This is a genomic window from Halovibrio salipaludis (assembly GCF_002286965.1).
GTDB lineage: Bacteria > Pseudomonadota > Gammaproteobacteria > Pseudomonadales > Oleiphilaceae > Halospina > Halospina salipaludis.
Genome location: NZ_NSKD01000007.1, coordinates 102,057 through 119,410 on the forward strand (window position 1 = coordinate 102,057; position 17,354 = coordinate 119,410).

A 17,354-nucleotide genomic window follows, 5' to 3' on the forward strand; every position below is an offset into this window, starting at 1 on the left:
TCAGGCTTTGTGGGGCAGTTCCAGGTAATCGTGGGACTGCATCTCCAGCAGACGTGATTCAGTGCGCTCGAACTCGAACGCCAGGTTGCTCCCGGTGTAGAGATCCGGGATCGGCGCCTCGGCGGAGATGATCAGCTTGACGCAGCGGTCGTAGAACTCATCCACAAGGTTGATGAAGCGACGGGCGCGGTCGTCCGAGTCCGCGCCCATCACCGGTACGTTCGAGAGGACGACGGCGTGGAACTCCCGGGCCAGCTCGATGTAGTCGTTCTGGCTTCGGGGCCCGTCACAGAGCTCCTGAAAGTCGAACCAGACCACGTCATCGGCATGGCGCCGCGCATGGATCAGACGCCCGTTGATCTCCAGATCCTGCCCCTGGTCACCACCGGTCAGCGCCAGCTCTTCATAGCTCTTGAGCAGGCTCTCTTCCGCCTCCGGCCCCAGCGGGGTGTGGAACAGCTGGGCCTGCTCCAGAGTCCGCAGCCGATAGTCCACCCCACCGTCGATGTTCAGCACCTTCGTGTAGCGGTTGAGCAGGTCAATGGCCGGCAGGAAGCGGGCGCGCTGGAGGCCGTTCCAGTACAGGCCGTCCGGCTCAATGTTGGAGGTGCAGACCAGGGTCACACCCCGATGGAAGAGCCCATCGAGCAGGTTCGCCAGAATCATGGCGTCTCCGATTTCGGAGACGAAGAACTCATCAAAACAGATGACCCGGCACTCGGCCGCGAACCGTTCGGCGATGGTGTCCAGCGGATCGCTGTAGCCCTCCAGCTCCGCCAGTTCCCGGTGGACCCGCTGCATGAAGCGGTGGAAGTGGACCCGCAGTTTGCGTTCGAACGGCAATGAGTCGTAGAAAAGGTCCATCATATAGGTCTTGCCGCGACCAACCCCACCCCAGAAATACAGCCCGGTGACCGGTTCCTCACGCCCACGCCGGAGCTTGCGCATCAGCCGTTTGCCAGCCCGGTTACGCCCAGCCTCGGCGGCCACAAGCTTCTCATACAGGGACTGGAGGTTCTGTATAGCGGTCTCCTGGGCGCTGTCGCGCTGGAAGCCGGCGTGATCCTGATCCTCGCGGTAGCGGGCCAGCGGCCCCGCGGATGGTGTTGCGTCACTGGCGCTCATGCGTGCCTCACGACTGCCATTTGAGGAGAGCATTATCCGGATTTTTGCGCCGCCCTCAAAATCCCACTATGGTCGGGACTGTTGCCGGGGCGCGCTTTGTCATACCATGATCGCGTTACGGCTGGTCACAGACCAGCGCCTTCCAGGCAACAGAAGGATCGTACTATGGAGTCCATGCTCGCTGTCGGTATTGCGGCATTGGTGATCGGCCTCGCTCTGGGCTGGGTTATTGCACGCTCAACAGGCGGACGCAATGTGCGCCAGCGCCGGCTTGCCCAGCAGCTCGACGCGCTTCAGAACGAGCACACCCGCTATCAGGCGCAGGTGAATGAACACTTCATGGAGACGGCGGAACTCTTCCGGCGGCTCAATGATTCCTATCGGGAAGTGCATGAGCATCTGGCCAAGGGCGCATCACGCCTGTGCACGGAAACCGATGCCCGCGAGGAACTGGAGCAGGTCCAGCGTGACCACCAGTTGAGCTACAAGGGCCCCACTGACGATGAGGGCGGCGTAGAGCCTCCGCGGGATTATGCCCCGCGCAACACGCGCAACGACAACGGCATGCTCTCCGAGGATTTCGGCCTGAAGAAGGAAGAGTCTTCCTCCTGAGTCCGGCTACGCCGGGCTCGGGTCCTCGATGAAGCGGTGCTCAATGCCATGGGCCTCGGCGAGTGCCGCACCCAGTGCCTGCACTCCGTCCCGCTCCGTGGCGTGGTGCCCCGCCGCAAAGTAGTGAACCCCCTGCTCCCGTGCGCTGTGGACCGTCGGCTCCGAGATCTCGCCGGAAAGATAGGCATCCGCCCCCAGCGCGGCCGCCCGGTCAATCATGCCCTGGGCACCGCCACTGCACCAGGCCATCCGCCGGATCAGCTCCGGTCCGCCCTCAACAGGCAGCGGCGCCCGCTCAAGGCGCGACTCCAGCCGTGAAGCCAGCGCCTGCGGTGTCACCGGTTCATCCAGGTTTCCGGCCCACATCAGCTCACAGGGATCGTCCGAAACAGGTGCGCCATCGGAAACTCCCAGCGTGCGCGCCAGGCAGGCGTTGTTGCCCATGGTCCGGTGCGCATCCAGCGGCAGGTGGTAGGCAACCAGAGAGACGTTGTTACTGAGCAGAAGCTCAATCCGCCGCTGCTTCATACCCCGGATGCAGGGATCCTCGCCCTTCCAGAAATAGCCGTGGTGCACCAGCACCATATCGGCTCCAGCCTCAATCGCCTGCTCCAGGAAGCGCTGGCTGGCGGTCACCCCGGAAATGACCGTGCTCACCCGGTCGCGCCCCTCCACCTGGAGGCCATTGGGGCAGTAGTCCCGGAACAGCTCCGGGCGCAGCCACTGGTCCATGGTCGCGACAAGTTCATCCCGCCGTGGTGCGCTCATGCCGTTACCTCGCCACTGTTGAGAATGTCGTCAAGGGCGGTCAGCAGCGCCGTCATCTCCTCGCCGGTACCGATGGTAACCCGCAGATACTGCTCGATCCGTGGCTTATCAAAGTGGCGCACAATAATGTGACGCTCACGCAGCTGCGCCGCCAGCTCCGCGCCACTGACCGCCGGGTGGCGGCAGAACACGAAGTTTGCCCTGGACGGCACCACCTCGAAACCCAGCGCTTCCAGCCCGGCATTGAGCCGTTCGCGCTGCTCGATGACCGCCTGTTGCCCGGCCCGGAATCCCGCCTCATCCCGGAAAGCCGCGATGGCACCGGCCTGCGCCAGCCGATCCAAGGTATAGGAATTGAAGCTGTTCTTGATCCGCTCCAGCCCCTCGATCAGGTGCTGTTGCCCCAGTGCATACCCTACCCTGAGTCCGGCCAGTGACCGCGACTTGGACAGGGTCTGGGTCACCAGCAGGTTGGGGTGATCCGGGATCAGCCGGGCAGCGCTCTCACCGCCGAAATCCACATAGGCCTCGTCGATCACCACTACCCGGTCCGGGTTGGCCACGAGAATACGTTCGACGGATTCCAGATCCAGGAATCGGCCCGTGGGCGCGTTGGGGTTCGGGAAGATCACCCCGCCGTTGGGCGGCTGGAAGGCCTCCACCGGGATCCGAAGCTGCTCATCCAGCGCCACGGTACGGCTTTCCAGACCATAGAGCCCACAGTAGACGGGGTAGAAGCTGTAACTGATATCCGGGAACAGCACCGGCTCGCCGGGCCGGAACAGGCCCTGGAAGATGAATGCCAGCACCTCGTCGGAGCCGTTGGCCGGAAAGACCCGTGAGGCCTCCAGACCGAACCAGTCCGCGATGGCCTGGCGCAGTCGCGTGGCGTCCGGATCCGGGTACAGGCGGAGACGTTCATCCGCAGCCTCGCGGATTGCCTGTGTGACCGCCTCGCCGGGCCCGAACGGATGTTCATTGGTGTTGAGCTTGACCAGATTGGTCATCTGCGGCTGCTCACCCGGTACATAGGGGGTGAGCTGCTGCAGCCGTTCGTTCCAGAACCGGCTCATGGTCGCTCCTCAGTCGCGGATACGGTATTCGGCCGAGCGTGCGTGCGCCGTCAGCCCCTCGCCCCGGGCCAGCACGGAGGCACAGCGGGCGGCGCGATCCGCGCCTGCCGCCGAGAAGTGCACCACGGAGGAGCGTTTCTGGAAGTCATAGACGCCCAGAGGGGACGAAAAGCGGGCAGTGCCACTGGTGGGCAGTACGTGGTTGGGGCCCGCGCAGTAATCCCCCATCACCTCGGCTGCCCAGGAGCCCATGAAGATGGCGCCCGCGTGGCGGATCTGGGGCAGCAGTGCGTCCGGATCGGCGAGCGACAGCTCAAGGTGTTCAGGCGCCACAAGGTTGCTTACCCGGGCCGCCTCTTCCAGAGAGGCGCACTGGATCAGTATGCCGCGATCGGCCAGCGACTGGCGGATGATCTCCGCCCGCTCCATCTCCGGCAGCATGCGCGCCATACTCGCCTCAACCCGTGCGATGTAATCCGCATCCGGCGAGACCAGGATCGCCTGGGCCTGTTCGTCGTGCTCGGCCTGGGAGAACAGGTCCATGGCGACCCAGTCCGGGTCCGTATGGCCATCGGCCACCACCAGGATCTCGGAGGGACCGGCGACCATGTCGATGCCCACGCGCCCGAAGACCTCGCGCTTGGCCTCGGCCACGTAGATGTTGCCCGGCCCCACGATCTTGTCCACCGCCGGCACCGTTTCGGTGCCGTAGGCCAGTGCCGCCACCGCCTGGGCGCCACCCAGGGTGTAGATGCGGTCGATGCCGGCTACCCGAGCAGCGGCCAGTACCAGGTCATTCAGCTCGCCGCCCGGCGCCGGCACCACCATGACAATCTCCTCGACGCCCGCCACCTTCGCCGGGATGGCGTTCATCAGTACCGAGGAGGGATAGGCCGCCTTACCACCGGGCACATAGAGGCCGGCACGGTCCACTGGCAGCACCCGCTGGCCGAGGCGGGTACCGTCCGCTTCCTCATAGGACCAGTCCTGCGGCAGCTGCTCGCGGTGGTAGCGCCGGATCCGGTCAGCAGCGGCTTCCAGCGCCTGGAACTGCTCATCCGTGATGGCGTGCATGGCCGCGTCGATGCGCTCACGCGGCACTTCCAGTTCGTTCACGGACGCCACGCTGAGGCTATCCAGCTTCGCGGTGTATTCCAGCACCGCCGCATCGCCTTCCTGGCGCACCCGTTTCAGGATCTCGGCCACGGTCTGGCGCACGCTGGTGTCGACGCCTTCCTCCCACTCGGTATGGCGGCGCAGCGCCACCTCGAAGTCCGGGTCAGCGGTATTGAGCCGGTTAATGGACAGTTCACTCATGCCTTTACTCTCACTGCGTCTGCCTGCGGGCGACGGCCTCGCCCATGCGATCCAGGATCGGCTGGATCCGTGCGTGCTTCATCTTCATGGAGGCACGGCTGACCACGACCCGGGAACTGATGTCCGCGATGGTCTCGCGCGGCTCCAGGCCGTTCGCCTTCAGGGTGTTGCCGGTATCAACAATATCCACGATCTCATCCGCCAACCCCAGAAGCGGCGCCAGCTCCATGGCGCCGTAGAGCTTGATGATGTCCGCCTGTTTGCCCTGGGCCGCGTAGTACTCGCGCGCCAGACGAGTGAACTTGGTGGCCACGCGCACACGGCCCTCGGGCACGGCCTGGCCGGCCACGCCTGCGGTCATAAGGCGGCACCTGGCAATGGCCAGATCCAAGGGCTCGTAAAGGCCATCACCGCCGTGCTCCATGAGCACGTCCTTACCGGCCACGCCCATGTCCGCTCCCCCGTACTGCACGTAGGTGGGCACATCCGTGGCGCGGATGATCAGCAACCGCACGCCCGGCACGGTGGTTTCAAAGACCAGCTTACGGCTTTTCTCCGGGTCTTCTTCGGGCTCAATACCCGCCCCGGCGAGCAGCGGCAGTGTTTCTTCCAGAATACGGCCCTTGGAAAGGGCAATGGTCAGCTGTTCCGACATAGTCCCGTCAGTGTCTGCGGAGGTCACGAGGGCATCCGGCGGATGGTGGCGCCGAGCAGCTGGAGCTTCTCCTCGATGCACTCGTAACCCCGGTCAATGTGATAGATACGGTCGACCATGGTCTCGCCCTCGGCCACCAGCCCGGCAATCACCAGACTGGCCGAGGCGCGCAGGTCCGTGGCCATCACCGGCGCGGCGGTGAGCCGGTCAACGCCACGCACGATGGCGGTGTTGCCCTCCAGGCCGATATCCGCGCCCATGCGGATCAGCTCCTGGACGTGCATGAAGCGGTTCTCGAAAACCGTTTCCGTCACCGACCCGGTGCCGTCGGCCACTGCGTTCATGGCCACGAACTGGGCCTGCATGTCCGTCGGGAAGGCCGGATAGGGCGCCGTCCGCAGGTTGACCGCCCTGGGGCGTTGCCCGTGCATGTTGAGTTCAATCCAGTCGGCCCCGGTGTTCACCTCAGCCCCGGCTTCCCTCAGCTTGATCAGCACGGCCTCCAGGATGTCCTCACGGGTGTCCTTGAGCAGCACATGGCCTTTCGTTGCGGCCGCCGCCGTGAGATAGGTGCCGGTCTCGACACGATCCGGAAGCACATCATAGTGACAGGGGTTCAGCCGCTCCACGCCGTGGATCTCGATGGTGGCCGTGCCCTGCCCGCGCACATCCGCGCCCATGGCATTGAGGCAGTCGGCAAGATCCACCACCTCCGGCTCACGCGCCGCATTCTCGAGAATGGTGACCCCATCCGCCAGTGCCGCCGCCATCATCAGGTTCTCGGTACCCGTGACGGTGACCGTATCCAGAAAGATGTGCGCGCCCTTGAGCCGCTGCGGCGCATAGGCGTGGATGTAGCCACTGTCGACCTGGATCTCGGCGCCCATCTGCTCCAGCCCCTGAAGGTGCAGGTTGACCGGGCGGGTACCGATGGCACAGCCACCGGGCAGTGACACATGCGCCTCACCGAAATGGGCTACCATGGGCCCCAGCACGAGGATGGAGGCCCGCATGGTCTTGACCAGCTCATAGGGGGCGGTGAGGTTATTGATGGTGGTCGAATCCACCTCGACGCTCATGCGCTCGTCGATCATGAGCTCAACGCCCATGTGACCGAGCAGCTCGATCATGGTGGTGACGTCGTGCAGGTGCGGCAGATTGCCAACGCTCACCTTGCCGTCCGCCAGCAGGGTCGAGGCCAGTATCGGCAGGGCCGAGTTCTTGGCGCCGGAGATCCGGATTTCGCCGTGCAGCGGCTGGCCGCCCTGAATCAGCAGTTTGTCCACGTTATGCTCCCGGGGCTCTGGGCCGCCTTCACTGACTCTGGCGCGCCTGCCATTCCTGCGGCGTCATGGCGCGGATGGTCAGGGCATGGATTGTGCCTTCCGCCAGCAGATCCTCGAGCTCCCCGTAGATCAGCTGCTGGCGCTTCACGCGGTTGAGCTCGGCGAAGCGCTCGCCAACAGCGACGACCAGGAAACGGTTCCCGTCGTTCTGAACCTCAATCTCGCATTCCGGCAGCGCTTCCGCGAGCCGTTTCTGAACATCTTCAGCCTGCATCCAAACTCCCGTTGTCTCCGGCGGTTACTGTCGCCGACGCGGACACCGCGCCGGGGGCGCGATTATAGCCCAGATGACGGGTGCTTGACACGTTGCGTGCGGACCAGCCGCCGCCTAGCCGTTGTTCTTCTCCTGCTCGACCGCGTCCTCAAGACCCTCGATGTCGCCCACATCGGCGGACCATTCGTCGATGACGGTGCTCACGTTGCCGTCAGCGGCCTGCATTTCCTGTTCAAACCGGTCGCGGAAGGCCAGCCCCATGTTGATGCCCTCAACGATGACGTTCTCGACCTGCCATTTGCCATCATCCGGTTCGTACATGGAATAGGCCACGCCATAGCGCTCACCGGAATTGGTGATGATGGAGAGATTCACCGTGGCACGGTCCTCATGGCGGGGATTGATCTTGACGCTGTCGACTTCCAGCTCAAAATCAGTGCTGTCGATGCTGACCGCGGCACCGCCATAGGCATCGTAGAGACTGCGACGGAAGGCCCGCACGAACTCATCCCGTTCCTCGGGGCTGGCCTGGCGTGCGTACTTGCCCATGATCCGGGCAGCCACGCGCCGGAAGGCCACAAACTCGCCCAGAGCGTAATCCATGGCCTCATAGAAGGCTTCACGATCCGAGTCATAGAGCTCGCGGATCTCGTTCAGCTGGTCCACAAGGCGGATGCTGTTCTCGCGCACGTACTCACGCAGCTTTTCCTCCTCGGACTGGGCCGTGGCCATGGGCGCTGCCAGCAGCGCGATGATGAAGCCCACCAGCAGGGTAATAGGGGTCAGGGTTCGGATTCTGTTCACTGCGTCCTCCTGTGTGCTGCAGCGGTACCGCCACGTTCAGCGTGGCCTGACAATGCGTCGACGGATTAACGTCTCAATACTCATTGCCGACTGTGTATCCTCGATATAGTCATTATCCGAGAGCGTTTCCGGGTGGCCTCCCGGGGAGATCTCAATATACTGCTCGCCGACAAGCCCTGCGGTCATAATGATGGCGACGCTGTCGATGGCCAGGTGATCGAGGCTCTGGTCAATGCGCATCCGCACCTTGGCCCGGTAACCACGCGCATTCAATTGTACGTCAGCCACCTCGCCCACGGTCACCCCGGCCAGCGCAACACGGGCGCCCGGTTTCAGTGTGCCAGCATCCGCGAACTCGGCGTAGAGGGTGTAGTGCCCGCCCGCGTCCGCCCGCTCACTGCCGCCGGGCGGCGCCAGCCACCCTGTGACCAGCAGCAGGGCCAGCGTGGCGACACTGCCCAGGGCAAAGAACACCAGACGCTGCATGTGCAATGGAATCGTCTCTCCTGCCCGGCTTCCCGGATCATCCTGCCGGCTCCCCGGCTGTACGAAGATCCGGCCAGCCGATACAGTACGACGCCAATCTGCTGCCCACAACCCACGGAGCCTTACATCATGGTCACTGCCCTGCTCGCGGTCCTGGCCGGCCTGACCCTGCTGATCTGGAGCGCTGACCAGTTCATCACCGGCGCCATCGACAGTGCACGGCGCCTGGGCATGAGTCCGATGCTGATCGGGCTGACGCTGGTGGCCTTCGGCACCTCGGCCCCGGAAGTACTGGTCTCGGTGGTCGCCGCCATCACGGATGCGGGCGACATTGCCGTGGGCAACGCCATCGGCTCGAACATCGCCAATCTGGGGCTGGTGCTCGGCATTACCGCCCTTCTGGCACCGGTGGCACTGGCCCGGCCCACCCGGCGCATCGAACTGCCACTGCTGGCCATCGTGACCATTGGCACCTGGCTGCTGTTCCAGGACGATCACCTGAGCGCCTGGGATGGCCTGTTCATGCTCGGCATTCTGGCTGTGGCATTCACCGTGCTGGTGCGCTATGGCCAGGCCGCCAGCATGCTGGCCGAAGAGATGCCAGAACCCCACGAGAACCGCTCAACCGGCTTTCTGACCCTGCAGATAATCGGTGGGCTTATCCTGCTTCTGGCCAGCTCGCGGCTGCTGGTCTGGGGCGCGGTGGAACTGGCGCTGACGCTGGGCGTGAGCGAGCTGGTGGTGGGTCTCACCGTGGTCGCCGTGGGCACCAGCCTGCCCGAACTCGCGGCCAGCATCGCCAGTGCCCTCAAGGGCCGCCATGACATGGTCATGGGCAACCTGATCGGCTCCAACCTGTTCAACCTGCTGCTGGTGCTGGCGGTACCCGCACTTGTCGCCGGCATCCCCCTGAATGCCGAGGCCATTACCCGGGATTACGGCGCCATGGTTGCGGTCACCCTGCTGCTGGCGGGGCTGGCCGTTGTCTACCACCGCCAGGGGCGGCTGAGCCGGATCGGAGGTGGTATACTGCTGGCATTCTACATCGGCTACGTTGTGCTGCTGGTGACCGGTGATGCGCCGGTGCCGGCGGCGACACTGTCAGCACTCTGAGGAGAACCATGGCGCCTTCGGACGCACTCACGGAATCGGCGCGCCGCACCATTACCCTGGAGCGCGACGCCATCGACGCCCTGCTGCCACGCATTGACGAGCAGTTCAGTCATGCCTGTGAGCTCATCCTGCAGTGCAAGGGGCGCGTGGTGGTCACCGGCATGGGCAAGTCCGGCCATATAGGCACCAAGATCGCGGCGACCCTGGCCAGCACCGGTACACCCGCATTCTTTGTGCACCCCGGGGAAGCGAGCCACGGTGATCTGGGCATGATCACGGGCGAAGACGTGGTCATCGCCATCTCCAACTCCGGCAGCACGGGCGAACTGGTCACCATCCTGCCGCTGATCAAGCGCAAGGGCGCCGCCCTGATCAGCATGACCGGCAAGGCCGACTCCCAGCTGGCCCGCCAGGCCCATGCCAATCTGGATATTGCCGTGGAGCAGGAAGCCTGCCCCATGAATCTGGCGCCCACCTCCTCCACCACGGTCACACTGGTCATGGGCGATGCCCTGGCGGTCGCACTGCTGGAAGCGCGCGGTTTCGGGGCCGAAGACTTTGCCTTCTACCATCCCGGCGGCTCGCTTGGCCGGCGGCTGCTGCTCAAGGTCTCGGACCTGATGCACACGGGCGACGCCCTGCCACGCGTGACACAGCAGACGCCACTGGGTGAGGCGCTGCTGGAGGTCTCGCGCAAGGGGCTGGGCATGACCGCCGTGGTGGATGACGGCGACCGGGTCATCGGCATCTTCACGGACGGTGACCTCCGCCGGACCCTGGATCAGGGCGTGAACATCCACAGCACCCCCATCGGGGATGTCATGACCAGCCACTGCCGGACGGTGAGCGAGAACATCCTGGCCGCCGAGGCGCTCAAGGTCATGGAGGACAGCAAGATCAACGGCCTGCTGGTGACCAACTCAGAGCTGCGGCTGGTAGGGGCTCTCAACATGCACGACCTGCTGCGCGCGGGCGTGGTCTAGGAGAACGGGATGACGGCACCCCTCAACGAGCGCGGCGCAAGGATCCAGCTTCTGGCCATGGACGTGGACGGTGTGCTGACCGACGGCAGCCTCTACTTTGCCGCCAGCGGCGATGAACTCAAGGCCTTCAGCATCCTGGACGGTCAGGGCCTGCGGCTGATCCAGAAGCAGGGGTTGATCACCGCTTTCATCACGGGCCGTACATCGCCACTGACGGAGGCCCGGGCCAGAAACCTCGACATTGGTTACCTGATCCAGGGTCGCACGGACAAGCTGACCGCGCTGCGTGAACTCTCTGAACGGACCTCGATACCGCTGGAGGCCATCGCCTACGTGGGCGACGACCTGCCCGATCTTGCCGCCATCGAAACAGCCGGCGTCGGCATCAGCGTGCCCAATGGCTGCGCCGCGGTACGCGCATCGGCGGACTGGTGCACCACTACCCCCGGCGGTAGCGGCGCCATCCGCGAGGTCTGCGAATGGCTTCTGACCTGCCGCGGGGTCCTGGATCAACTGGTTGACGGGTACCGTGCACCATGAAATTACCCGAGTGGATGCTGCCTGCCTGGCTTAGGGACCGCTCCATCGCCCTCTGGGGCATTGTCGGTGTCGTGCTCCTGGGCCTGGCCCTGCTGGTGCTCCAGGAGGATGACCCGATCCGCGACACCACGGCCACCGACCTGCGTGGGCCGCAGAAGCCGGACGGCTTCGTGGTCAACGCCACCTTCCGCGCCTTCGACAGTGAAGGCCGCCTCAAGTCACGCATCCGCACCCGCCGGGCCGAACAGTTCCAGGATGAGAACCGGGTCACCATGGAGCGTCCCCGCGCCATGCTCATGGCCCGCGACGGCGGCGCCCCCTGGTTCGTGCGTTCACGTACCGGGCTTTACCGGCCTGATGTCGCCAAACTCATGCTTGAGAAGGATGTCCGGGCCCGCCACAGCAGCACTGAACGCGGGGATGTGCTGATCCTCAGCGAACGGATGACGCTGGATAACAACGAACGGATTGTGCAGACTGATGCGCCGGTGACCCTGATCGACCGCAGCAGCGTGACCAATGCCGTCGGCATGACGGGCTGGATCGACGAACGCGCGGTCAGACTCGAAAATGATGTCCGCAGCCGGTACTTCAACCGCTGACGCACAGGAGATACAGCCTGCTCATGACCAACCCGGAACGCACCCGACACGCCTGGCGGTTTCTGGCAGGACTGCTTCTGAGCAGCCTGTCACTGCCCCTGTACGCGTTCAACCTGGATTCCGACAAGCCCATCCGGGTTGAGTCCGACAATGCCCGCCTGGATGACCAGGAAGGAACCGCCACCTATACCGGAAGTGTCCGGGTGACCCAGGGCGAAGCCCTGCTGACGGCGGACCGAGTCGTGCTCTTCCGGGGCGAGGCCCAGAGCCTCAACCGGATGGAAGCCACCGGCGAGCCCGCCACCTACGAGCAGCCGGAAACCGAACAGGGCCCGGCTGTCTACGCCGAGGGCCGGACCATCATCTACCAGGCCGACGAAGAACGCATCACCTTTGAGCGCGAGGCTTTCATCCGACAGCAGGGCGACACCTTCCGGGGCAACCGGATCGTGTACGACGTGGCCGAACGGGTGGTCACCGCCTCCAGCTCCGAGGACGACGCGGATGACCGGGTTGAGATGACCATCCAGCCCGGCCGCGACAGCGGCAACGACAACAGCAACTGAGCGGATCCCATGGCGAGACTGGAAGCCCTGAACCTGGCCAAGAGCTACCGCCGCCACCCGGTGGTGATGGACGTTTCCCTCAGCATCCAGAGTGGCCAGATCGCCGGGCTGCTGGGGCCCAATGGCGCCGGCAAGACCACCTGTTTCTACATGATCGTGGGCCTGGTTCCCCATGACCGGGGCCGCATCCGCATCGATGACCGCGACATCACCCACCTGCCCATGCACGGCCGCGCCCGTGCCGGTATCGGCTATCTGCCGCAGGAGGCCTCGGTCTTCCGGCGCCTGACCGTGGCGCAGAACCTGATGGCGATCCTGCAGACCCGCAGCGACCTGACAAAGGCCGAACGTGAGGAACGCATGGAGTCACTCCTGCGTGAGTTCCACATCAGCCACATCCGCAACAGCCTCGGCATGAGCCTTTCCGGCGGCGAGCGCCGCCGCGCCGAGATCGCCCGCGCGCTGGCGGTGGAGCCGGCCTTCATCCTGCTGGACGAGCCCTTTGCCGGGGTAGACCCGATCTCGGTCAGCGACATCAAGCAGATCGTGCGCCAGGTGCGCGATCGGGGCATCGGTGTGCTGATCACCGACCACAACGTGCGTGAGACGCTCGACATCTGTGAAACCGCCTACATCGTCAGCGAAGGCCACATCATCGCCTCCGGCACCTCCGAGGACATCCTCGCCAATCAACAGGTCAAGGAAGTCTATCTGGGCGACGAATTCCGTCTGTGACACGGTCCTCCCAAAACCGTTGTCGCCCCGCCCAATTGGCCTGTACACTCGATCCAAAAGACGTTAAGCAAAATTCCTGCCGGGCTACTACAGGGCCGGATTAAGGTTACGTAAATGCGGGACAATCAGTAACGGGAAAGCAGTCGATGGTCATGAAAGCGTCCCTGCAGCTGAAGATGGGCCAGCAGCTCACGATGACGCCCCAGCTTCAGCAGGCAATACGGCTACTCCAGCTCTCCACACTCGACCTGCAACAGGAGATCCAGCAGCAGCTGGAATCCAATCCCATGCTTGAAACCGCCGAGGAAGCCGAGGCGGAGGCTGAGGCGGGAACTGACGACAGCGACACCGCTGACACCAGTGAGCACAGTGACAGCAGCGAGGAGGCCCGGGAATCCGGTGAGCCGGAAGGATCGCAGGAGGACGGATCACAGGAAACCGCTGACGCCGAACCCGAAAGCTGGGAAAACGAGAACTGGCAGGACAACAGCGAGATCCCCGACAACCTGCCCGTGGATACCGCCTGGGACGACGTCTACCAGACTGCACCCGCCACGCCCGCCAGTTCACGCCCCGAGGACGAAGGCGGCGAATCGGACTTTGAGAGCCGCAACAGCCGCGGCGAGACCCTTCAGGATCACCTGCACTGGCAACTCAACCTCACCCCCATGTCCGAACGCGACCGCGCCATTGCCCACGCCCTGGTGGATGGCATCGACGATACCGGCTACCTGACCCAGAGCCTCGAAGAGATCCACCAGGGCCTGAGCGCGCCGGACGACGAGGATCCTCTGGAGATGGACGAGGTTGAAGCGGTACTGCACCGGCTGCAGCACTTCGACCCGCCCGGGGTGGCCGCCCGGGACCTGCGCGAGTGCCTGCTGATCCAGCTCAATCAGCTGCCCGCGGACACTCCCTGGCTCAAGCAGGCACGGCTGGTGATCAGCCACTACATCCAGCTGCTCGGCAGCCGTGACTACCGCCAGCTCATGCGCCGCAGCCGGCTCAGCGAAGCGCAGCTCAAGGAGGTCCTGGGGCTGATCCAGAGCCTGCACCCCCGCCCCGGGGACGCCATCGGCGAGGAAGAAACCGAATACGTGGTCCCGGACGTGATCGTCACCCGCCAGGAAGGCCGCTGGAAGATCGAACTCAACCCCGAGATCGCGCCCCGGCTGCAGGTGAACAGCCTGTACGCCTCGCTGATCCGCCAGTCCGACTCCAGCGCCGACAACACCTACCTCAAGGACCAGCTCCAGGAGGCCAAATGGTTCATCAAAAGCCTTCAGAGCCGTAACGAAACCCTGTTGAAAGTCGCCTCCCAGATCGTCGATCATCAACAGAGGTTCTTCGAGGAAGGCGAGGAAGCGATGAAGCCGCTGATCCTCTCCGAGATCGCCCAGGCGGTGGAAATGCACGAGTCCACCATATCCCGCGTCACCACCCAGAAGTACATGCACACCCCGCGGGGCATTTACGAACTGAAGTATTTCTTTTCCAGCCATGTGAGCACGGACGAAGGCGGCGAGTGCTCGTCCACAGCCATCCGTGCCATGATCCGCAAACTCATCAACGAGGAGGAAAGCCGAAAACCGCTGAGCGACAACCGTATAGCGACTATACTCAGTGATCAGGGCATCAATGTGGCACGCCGCACGGTGGCGAAATACCGCGAGGCGATGCACATTCCACCCTCGAACGAACGCAAACGTCTCGTCTAGAGGGTTTTACGCCTGTATGATGGCCACCTTCCGGTGGCCGGGCCGAACCGGAAACAGGAGCGGACTATGCAACTCAACATCTCAGGTCACCACATCGAGCTGACTGAAGCCCTCAAGGACTATGTCCGGAGCAAGATGGACAAACTTGAGCGACACACCGACCAGATCAGCAACACCCAGGTGACACTGTCGGTGGTCAAACAGCGACAGACCGCCGAAGCCACGCTCCATGTAACCGGGGGCGAAATCAACGCCAAGGCCCAGCACGACGATATGTACGCGGCGATCGATCAGCTTGTGGACAAGCTTGACCGGCAAATTCTCAAACACAAGGAAAAGCAGGTGGAACGCATGCACGGTGCGGCCACCCGCTGATCCCAAGCGGTATCCATGGTCCATTCATCACTGTCCATTGAATCCATCCTTGCCCCGGAACTGGCCCTCTGCGGTGTTCCGGGGACCAGCAAGAAACGCATCCTCGAGACCATTGCCGAAAGGGTGGCCCAGCACTACCCGGAGCTTGAGGAGAACCAGATCTTCAACAATCTGGTGGCGCGGGAGCGCCTCGGCAGCACCGGCATCGGACAGGGCATTGCCATTCCGCACTGCCGGCTCGAGGACTGCAAGCGCGTGGTGGGCGCGCTGCTGACGCTGGATGAACCCATCAACTTCGATGCCATCGACAGTGAGCCGGTGGATCTGCTGTTCGTGCTCCTGGTGCCGCAGAACGCCACCAGCGAGCACCTTGAGCTGCTCAGCCAGCTCGCGGAGAAGTTCAATGACCGCGGCCTGTGCCGGCGCCTGCGCCAGTGCCAGGACTCGCAGGAACTCTATGACCTGATTGTCGCCAGCGAGAAGGCATCGCCGTAACGTCGACCCATCCAGCCAGCGGGAGATCGGGCTGTGAAACTGACCATCGTGAGCGGCCGCTCGGGCTCCGGCAAGAGCACCGCGCTCCATGTGCTGGAAGACCTCGGCTACTACTGCATCGACAACCTGCCCATCGGACTGCTGCAGCCGCTGACGCGCAAGGCGCTGGAATCGGACGAGCAGCAGAGCGACATCGCCGTCAGCATTGACGCCCGCAATCTCTCCGCGGACATTGCCGATTTCGAGAACCTCTACCGCCAGCTCCAGCACCCGGACCTGAGGGTGGAGGTCATCTATCTGGACGCTGCGGACAGCATGCTGCTGCAGCGCTTCCACGCGACCCGCCGCAAGCACCCCCTGAGCACACCGGGACGCTCGCTGTCCGAGGCCATCCAGGACGAGAAAGCCCTGCTGGAACCCATCGCGCGGCTGGCGGACCTGCACATCGACACCACCGAGCGCTCCATGTACGAGCTGCGCGACATGGTACGCGAGCGGATCGTGGGGCGGGACGAACAGCAGATGGCCCTGCTGATCCAGTCCTTTGGCTACAAGCACGGCGTGCCCATCGACTCGGATTTCGTCTTCGATGTGCGCTGCCTGCCCAATCCCTTCTGGGACGAATCCCTGCGCGGCTATACCGGCCTGGATGCCCCCATCCGTGAATACCTGACGGGCCAGCCCGGCACCACAACCCTGCTCGAGGACATCAAGGGGTTTCTGGACCGCTGGCTGCCGGAATTCCACACGGTGAACCGCTCCTACATGACGATCTCCATCGGCTGCACCGGCGGCCAGCACCGCTCGGTCTACATGGCCGAGGAGCTGGCGGCGCACCTGCGCCAGGCCTTCAATACCGTCCAGGTCCGGCACACCGAGCTGCCCCACGCGCAACCGACGCCCTGAACACAGCGGAAGCCCAATGATCCGAGAATCCATCACCATCATCAACAAACTGGGCCTGCATGCCCGCGCCGCCGCCAAACTTGTAAGCTGCGCCGAACAGTTCGAAAGCAGCATCCAGCTGGGGCGTGACGGGCGGGAAGTGGACGGCAAGAGCATCATGTCGGTGATGATGCTGGCAGCCAGCTGTGGTACGGACATTGAACTGATCATCGAGGGCGCGGACGAGACCGACGCCCGGGACGCGCTGGTGGAACTGATCAACAACCGTTTTGACGAGGACGAATGAGCGACGCTGATACCCCAGGGCAACCGCAGGAAGAGCTGCCCAGCAAAAGCCAGGCGAAACGGGAGATGCAGGATCTGCGCGAGCTGGCTGCGGCCCTTGCCGCCCTGCCCGAGGAGCGTATCCACCAGCTGCCCGCCTCCAGCGCCCTCATCGAAGGGCTCCTGGAAGTCCGGCACCTGCCGGACGGCGATCCGCGCCGGCGCCAGACCCTCTACCTGGGCCGCCAGATCCTCGAGGAGGACGAACAGGCCCTGCGCCGGGCCGTGGCCGGTCAGACCGCGGGCACACCGGAACACACCCGCCGCCTGCACATGGCCGAGCGATGGCGTGAGCGCCTGATCCATGAAGGCAAGCCGGCGCTGACCGAGTTCATGGACCGTTACCCACAGACCGATGTCCAGCACCTGCGCCAATTGATCCGTAATGCGGCCAGGCAGTCGGACAGTGGGGATCGCAACAGCCCGCGCCGACGCCTCTACCGCTACCTGCGCGAGCGCATTGACGAGGGCGAGCAGCTGTAGGAAATCGCTTACACGGCGGATGGGCGATGTCCTATTTCCCCGGAAACGGATCTGACTAGAATAGGCAGTGGCAGGGACGCAATGCGGTGCAGGAGGCACCTGGTCAAAGGGACG

At 64.1% G+C, this 17,354-nt stretch carries 22 protein-coding genes; 13 read left to right on the forward strand and 9 right to left on the reverse strand.

Going from position 1 to position 17,354, the window contains the following annotated elements; genetic code table 11:
* A complete protein-coding gene (gene zapE, locus CK501_RS13515) occupies positions 1–1,125 on the reverse strand; it encodes a cell division protein ZapE (protein WP_095618271.1) in 1,125 nt (374 codons plus the stop codon).
* A 165-nt stretch (positions 1,126–1,290) separates the two neighbouring features.
* On the opposite strand from zapE, the gene CK501_RS13520 reads away from it, so the two are divergent.
* Positions 1,291–1,737, forward strand: coding sequence for a YhcB family protein (locus CK501_RS13520; RefSeq protein ID WP_095618272.1), 447 nt, complete (start codon positions 1,291–1,293; stop codon positions 1,735–1,737).
* A gap of 6 nt (positions 1,738–1,743) precedes the next feature.
* Here CK501_RS13520 and CK501_RS13525 read toward each other — a convergent pair whose 3' ends face one another.
* From CK501_RS13525 to mlaD, 8 genes are all read right to left on the reverse strand, one after another.
* Positions 1,744–2,505, reverse strand: a complete 762-nt coding sequence (locus CK501_RS13525; RefSeq protein WP_095618273.1) for a Nif3-like dinuclear metal center hexameric protein — start codon at positions 2,503–2,505, stop codon at positions 1,744–1,746.
* Complete coding sequence (hisC, locus tag CK501_RS13530) at positions 2,502–3,578, reverse strand: histidinol-phosphate transaminase (protein WP_095618274.1); 1,077 nt, start codon at positions 3,576–3,578, stop codon at positions 2,502–2,504. The genes CK501_RS13525 and hisC overlap by 4 nt, the downstream gene beginning before the upstream one ends.
* A gap of 9 nt (positions 3,579–3,587) precedes the next feature.
* Positions 3,588–4,895: a histidinol dehydrogenase gene (gene hisD / locus CK501_RS13535; protein ID WP_095618275.1), complete on the reverse strand. Its 1,308-nt coding sequence runs from the start codon at positions 4,893–4,895 to the stop codon at positions 3,588–3,590.
* Positions 4,896–4,905: 10 nt separating this feature from the next.
* Entirely contained in the window at positions 4,906–5,550 is a 645-nt protein-coding gene (hisG, locus tag CK501_RS13540; protein ID WP_095618276.1) for an ATP phosphoribosyltransferase, read from the reverse strand.
* A gap of 23 nt (positions 5,551–5,573) precedes the next feature.
* Positions 5,574–6,836: a UDP-N-acetylglucosamine 1-carboxyvinyltransferase gene (gene murA / locus CK501_RS13545; protein WP_095618277.1), complete on the reverse strand. Its 1,263-nt coding sequence runs from the start codon at positions 6,834–6,836 to the stop codon at positions 5,574–5,576.
* A 28-nt stretch (positions 6,837–6,864) separates the two neighbouring features.
* Positions 6,865–7,110 carry a BolA family protein gene (locus CK501_RS13550; RefSeq protein WP_095618278.1) on the reverse strand — a complete coding sequence of 82 codons (246 nt, stop codon included), beginning with the start codon at positions 7,108–7,110 and terminating at the stop codon, positions 6,865–6,867.
* 114 nt (positions 7,111–7,224) lie between these two features.
* The gene (locus tag CK501_RS13555; RefSeq protein WP_233128908.1) at positions 7,225–7,914 is read right to left on the reverse strand and encodes an MlaC/ttg2D family ABC transporter substrate-binding protein; all 690 of its coding nucleotides are present in this window, start codon (positions 7,912–7,914) and stop codon (positions 7,225–7,227) included.
* A 36-nt stretch (positions 7,915–7,950) separates the two neighbouring features.
* The gene (gene mlaD, locus CK501_RS13560; protein ID WP_095618279.1) at positions 7,951–8,400 is read right to left on the reverse strand and encodes an outer membrane lipid asymmetry maintenance protein MlaD; all 450 of its coding nucleotides are present in this window, start codon (positions 8,398–8,400) and stop codon (positions 7,951–7,953) included.
* A gap of 129 nt (positions 8,401–8,529) precedes the next feature.
* On the opposite strand from mlaD, the gene CK501_RS13565 reads away from it, so the two are divergent.
* The 12 genes from CK501_RS13565 (at position 8,530) to yjgA (ending at position 17,240) form a co-directional block, all read left to right on the forward strand.
* Positions 8,530–9,513, forward strand: a complete 984-nt coding sequence (locus CK501_RS13565) for a calcium/sodium antiporter (protein ID WP_095618280.1) — start codon at positions 8,530–8,532, stop codon at positions 9,511–9,513.
* 8 nt (positions 9,514–9,521) lie between these two features.
* A complete protein-coding gene (locus CK501_RS13570) occupies positions 9,522–10,496 on the forward strand; it encodes a KpsF/GutQ family sugar-phosphate isomerase (protein ID WP_095618281.1) in 975 nt (324 codons plus the stop codon).
* Between the two features lie 9 nt (positions 10,497–10,505).
* Positions 10,506–11,036, forward strand: a complete 531-nt coding sequence (locus CK501_RS13575; protein WP_095618282.1) for a KdsC family phosphatase — start codon at positions 10,506–10,508, stop codon at positions 11,034–11,036.
* The gene (gene lptC, locus CK501_RS13580; RefSeq protein ID WP_095618283.1) at positions 11,033–11,638 is read left to right on the forward strand and encodes an LPS export ABC transporter periplasmic protein LptC; all 606 of its coding nucleotides are present in this window, start codon (positions 11,033–11,035) and stop codon (positions 11,636–11,638) included. Before CK501_RS13575 ends, lptC begins: the two co-directional genes overlap by 4 nt.
* A 23-nt stretch (positions 11,639–11,661) precedes the next feature.
* On the forward strand, positions 11,662–12,204 hold the full coding sequence (gene lptA, locus CK501_RS13585; RefSeq protein ID WP_095618284.1) for a lipopolysaccharide transport periplasmic protein LptA: 543 nt from the start codon (positions 11,662–11,664) through the stop codon (positions 12,202–12,204).
* A 9-nt stretch (positions 12,205–12,213) separates the two neighbouring features.
* Positions 12,214–12,939, forward strand: coding sequence for an LPS export ABC transporter ATP-binding protein (gene lptB / locus CK501_RS13590; protein ID WP_095618285.1), 726 nt, complete (start codon positions 12,214–12,216; stop codon positions 12,937–12,939).
* 152 nt (positions 12,940–13,091) lie between these two features.
* Complete coding sequence (locus CK501_RS13595) at positions 13,092–14,657, forward strand: RNA polymerase factor sigma-54 (protein WP_095618348.1); 1,566 nt, start codon at positions 13,092–13,094, stop codon at positions 14,655–14,657.
* A gap of 66 nt (positions 14,658–14,723) precedes the next feature.
* On the forward strand, positions 14,724–15,032 hold the full coding sequence (gene hpf / locus CK501_RS13600; protein ID WP_077530637.1) for a ribosome hibernation-promoting factor, HPF/YfiA family: 309 nt from the start codon (positions 14,724–14,726) through the stop codon (positions 15,030–15,032).
* 15 nt (positions 15,033–15,047) lie between these two features.
* A complete protein-coding gene (gene ptsN / locus CK501_RS13605) occupies positions 15,048–15,527 on the forward strand; it encodes a PTS IIA-like nitrogen regulatory protein PtsN (RefSeq protein ID WP_095618286.1) in 480 nt (159 codons plus the stop codon).
* 33 nt (positions 15,528–15,560) lie between these two features.
* Positions 15,561–16,433 (forward strand): RNase adapter RapZ, encoded by an 873-nt coding sequence (gene rapZ, locus CK501_RS13610; RefSeq protein WP_095618287.1) that lies wholly within the window; start codon positions 15,561–15,563, stop codon positions 16,431–16,433.
* 16 nt (positions 16,434–16,449) lie between these two features.
* The gene (locus CK501_RS13615; protein WP_095618288.1) at positions 16,450–16,719 is read left to right on the forward strand and encodes an HPr family phosphocarrier protein; all 270 of its coding nucleotides are present in this window, start codon (positions 16,450–16,452) and stop codon (positions 16,717–16,719) included.
* Positions 16,716–17,240 carry a ribosome biogenesis factor YjgA gene (gene yjgA, locus CK501_RS13620; protein WP_095618289.1) on the forward strand — a complete coding sequence of 175 codons (525 nt, stop codon included), beginning with the start codon at positions 16,716–16,718 and terminating at the stop codon, positions 17,238–17,240. Before CK501_RS13615 ends, yjgA begins: the two co-directional genes overlap by 4 nt.
* Positions 17,241–17,354 lie beyond the last annotated feature (114 nt).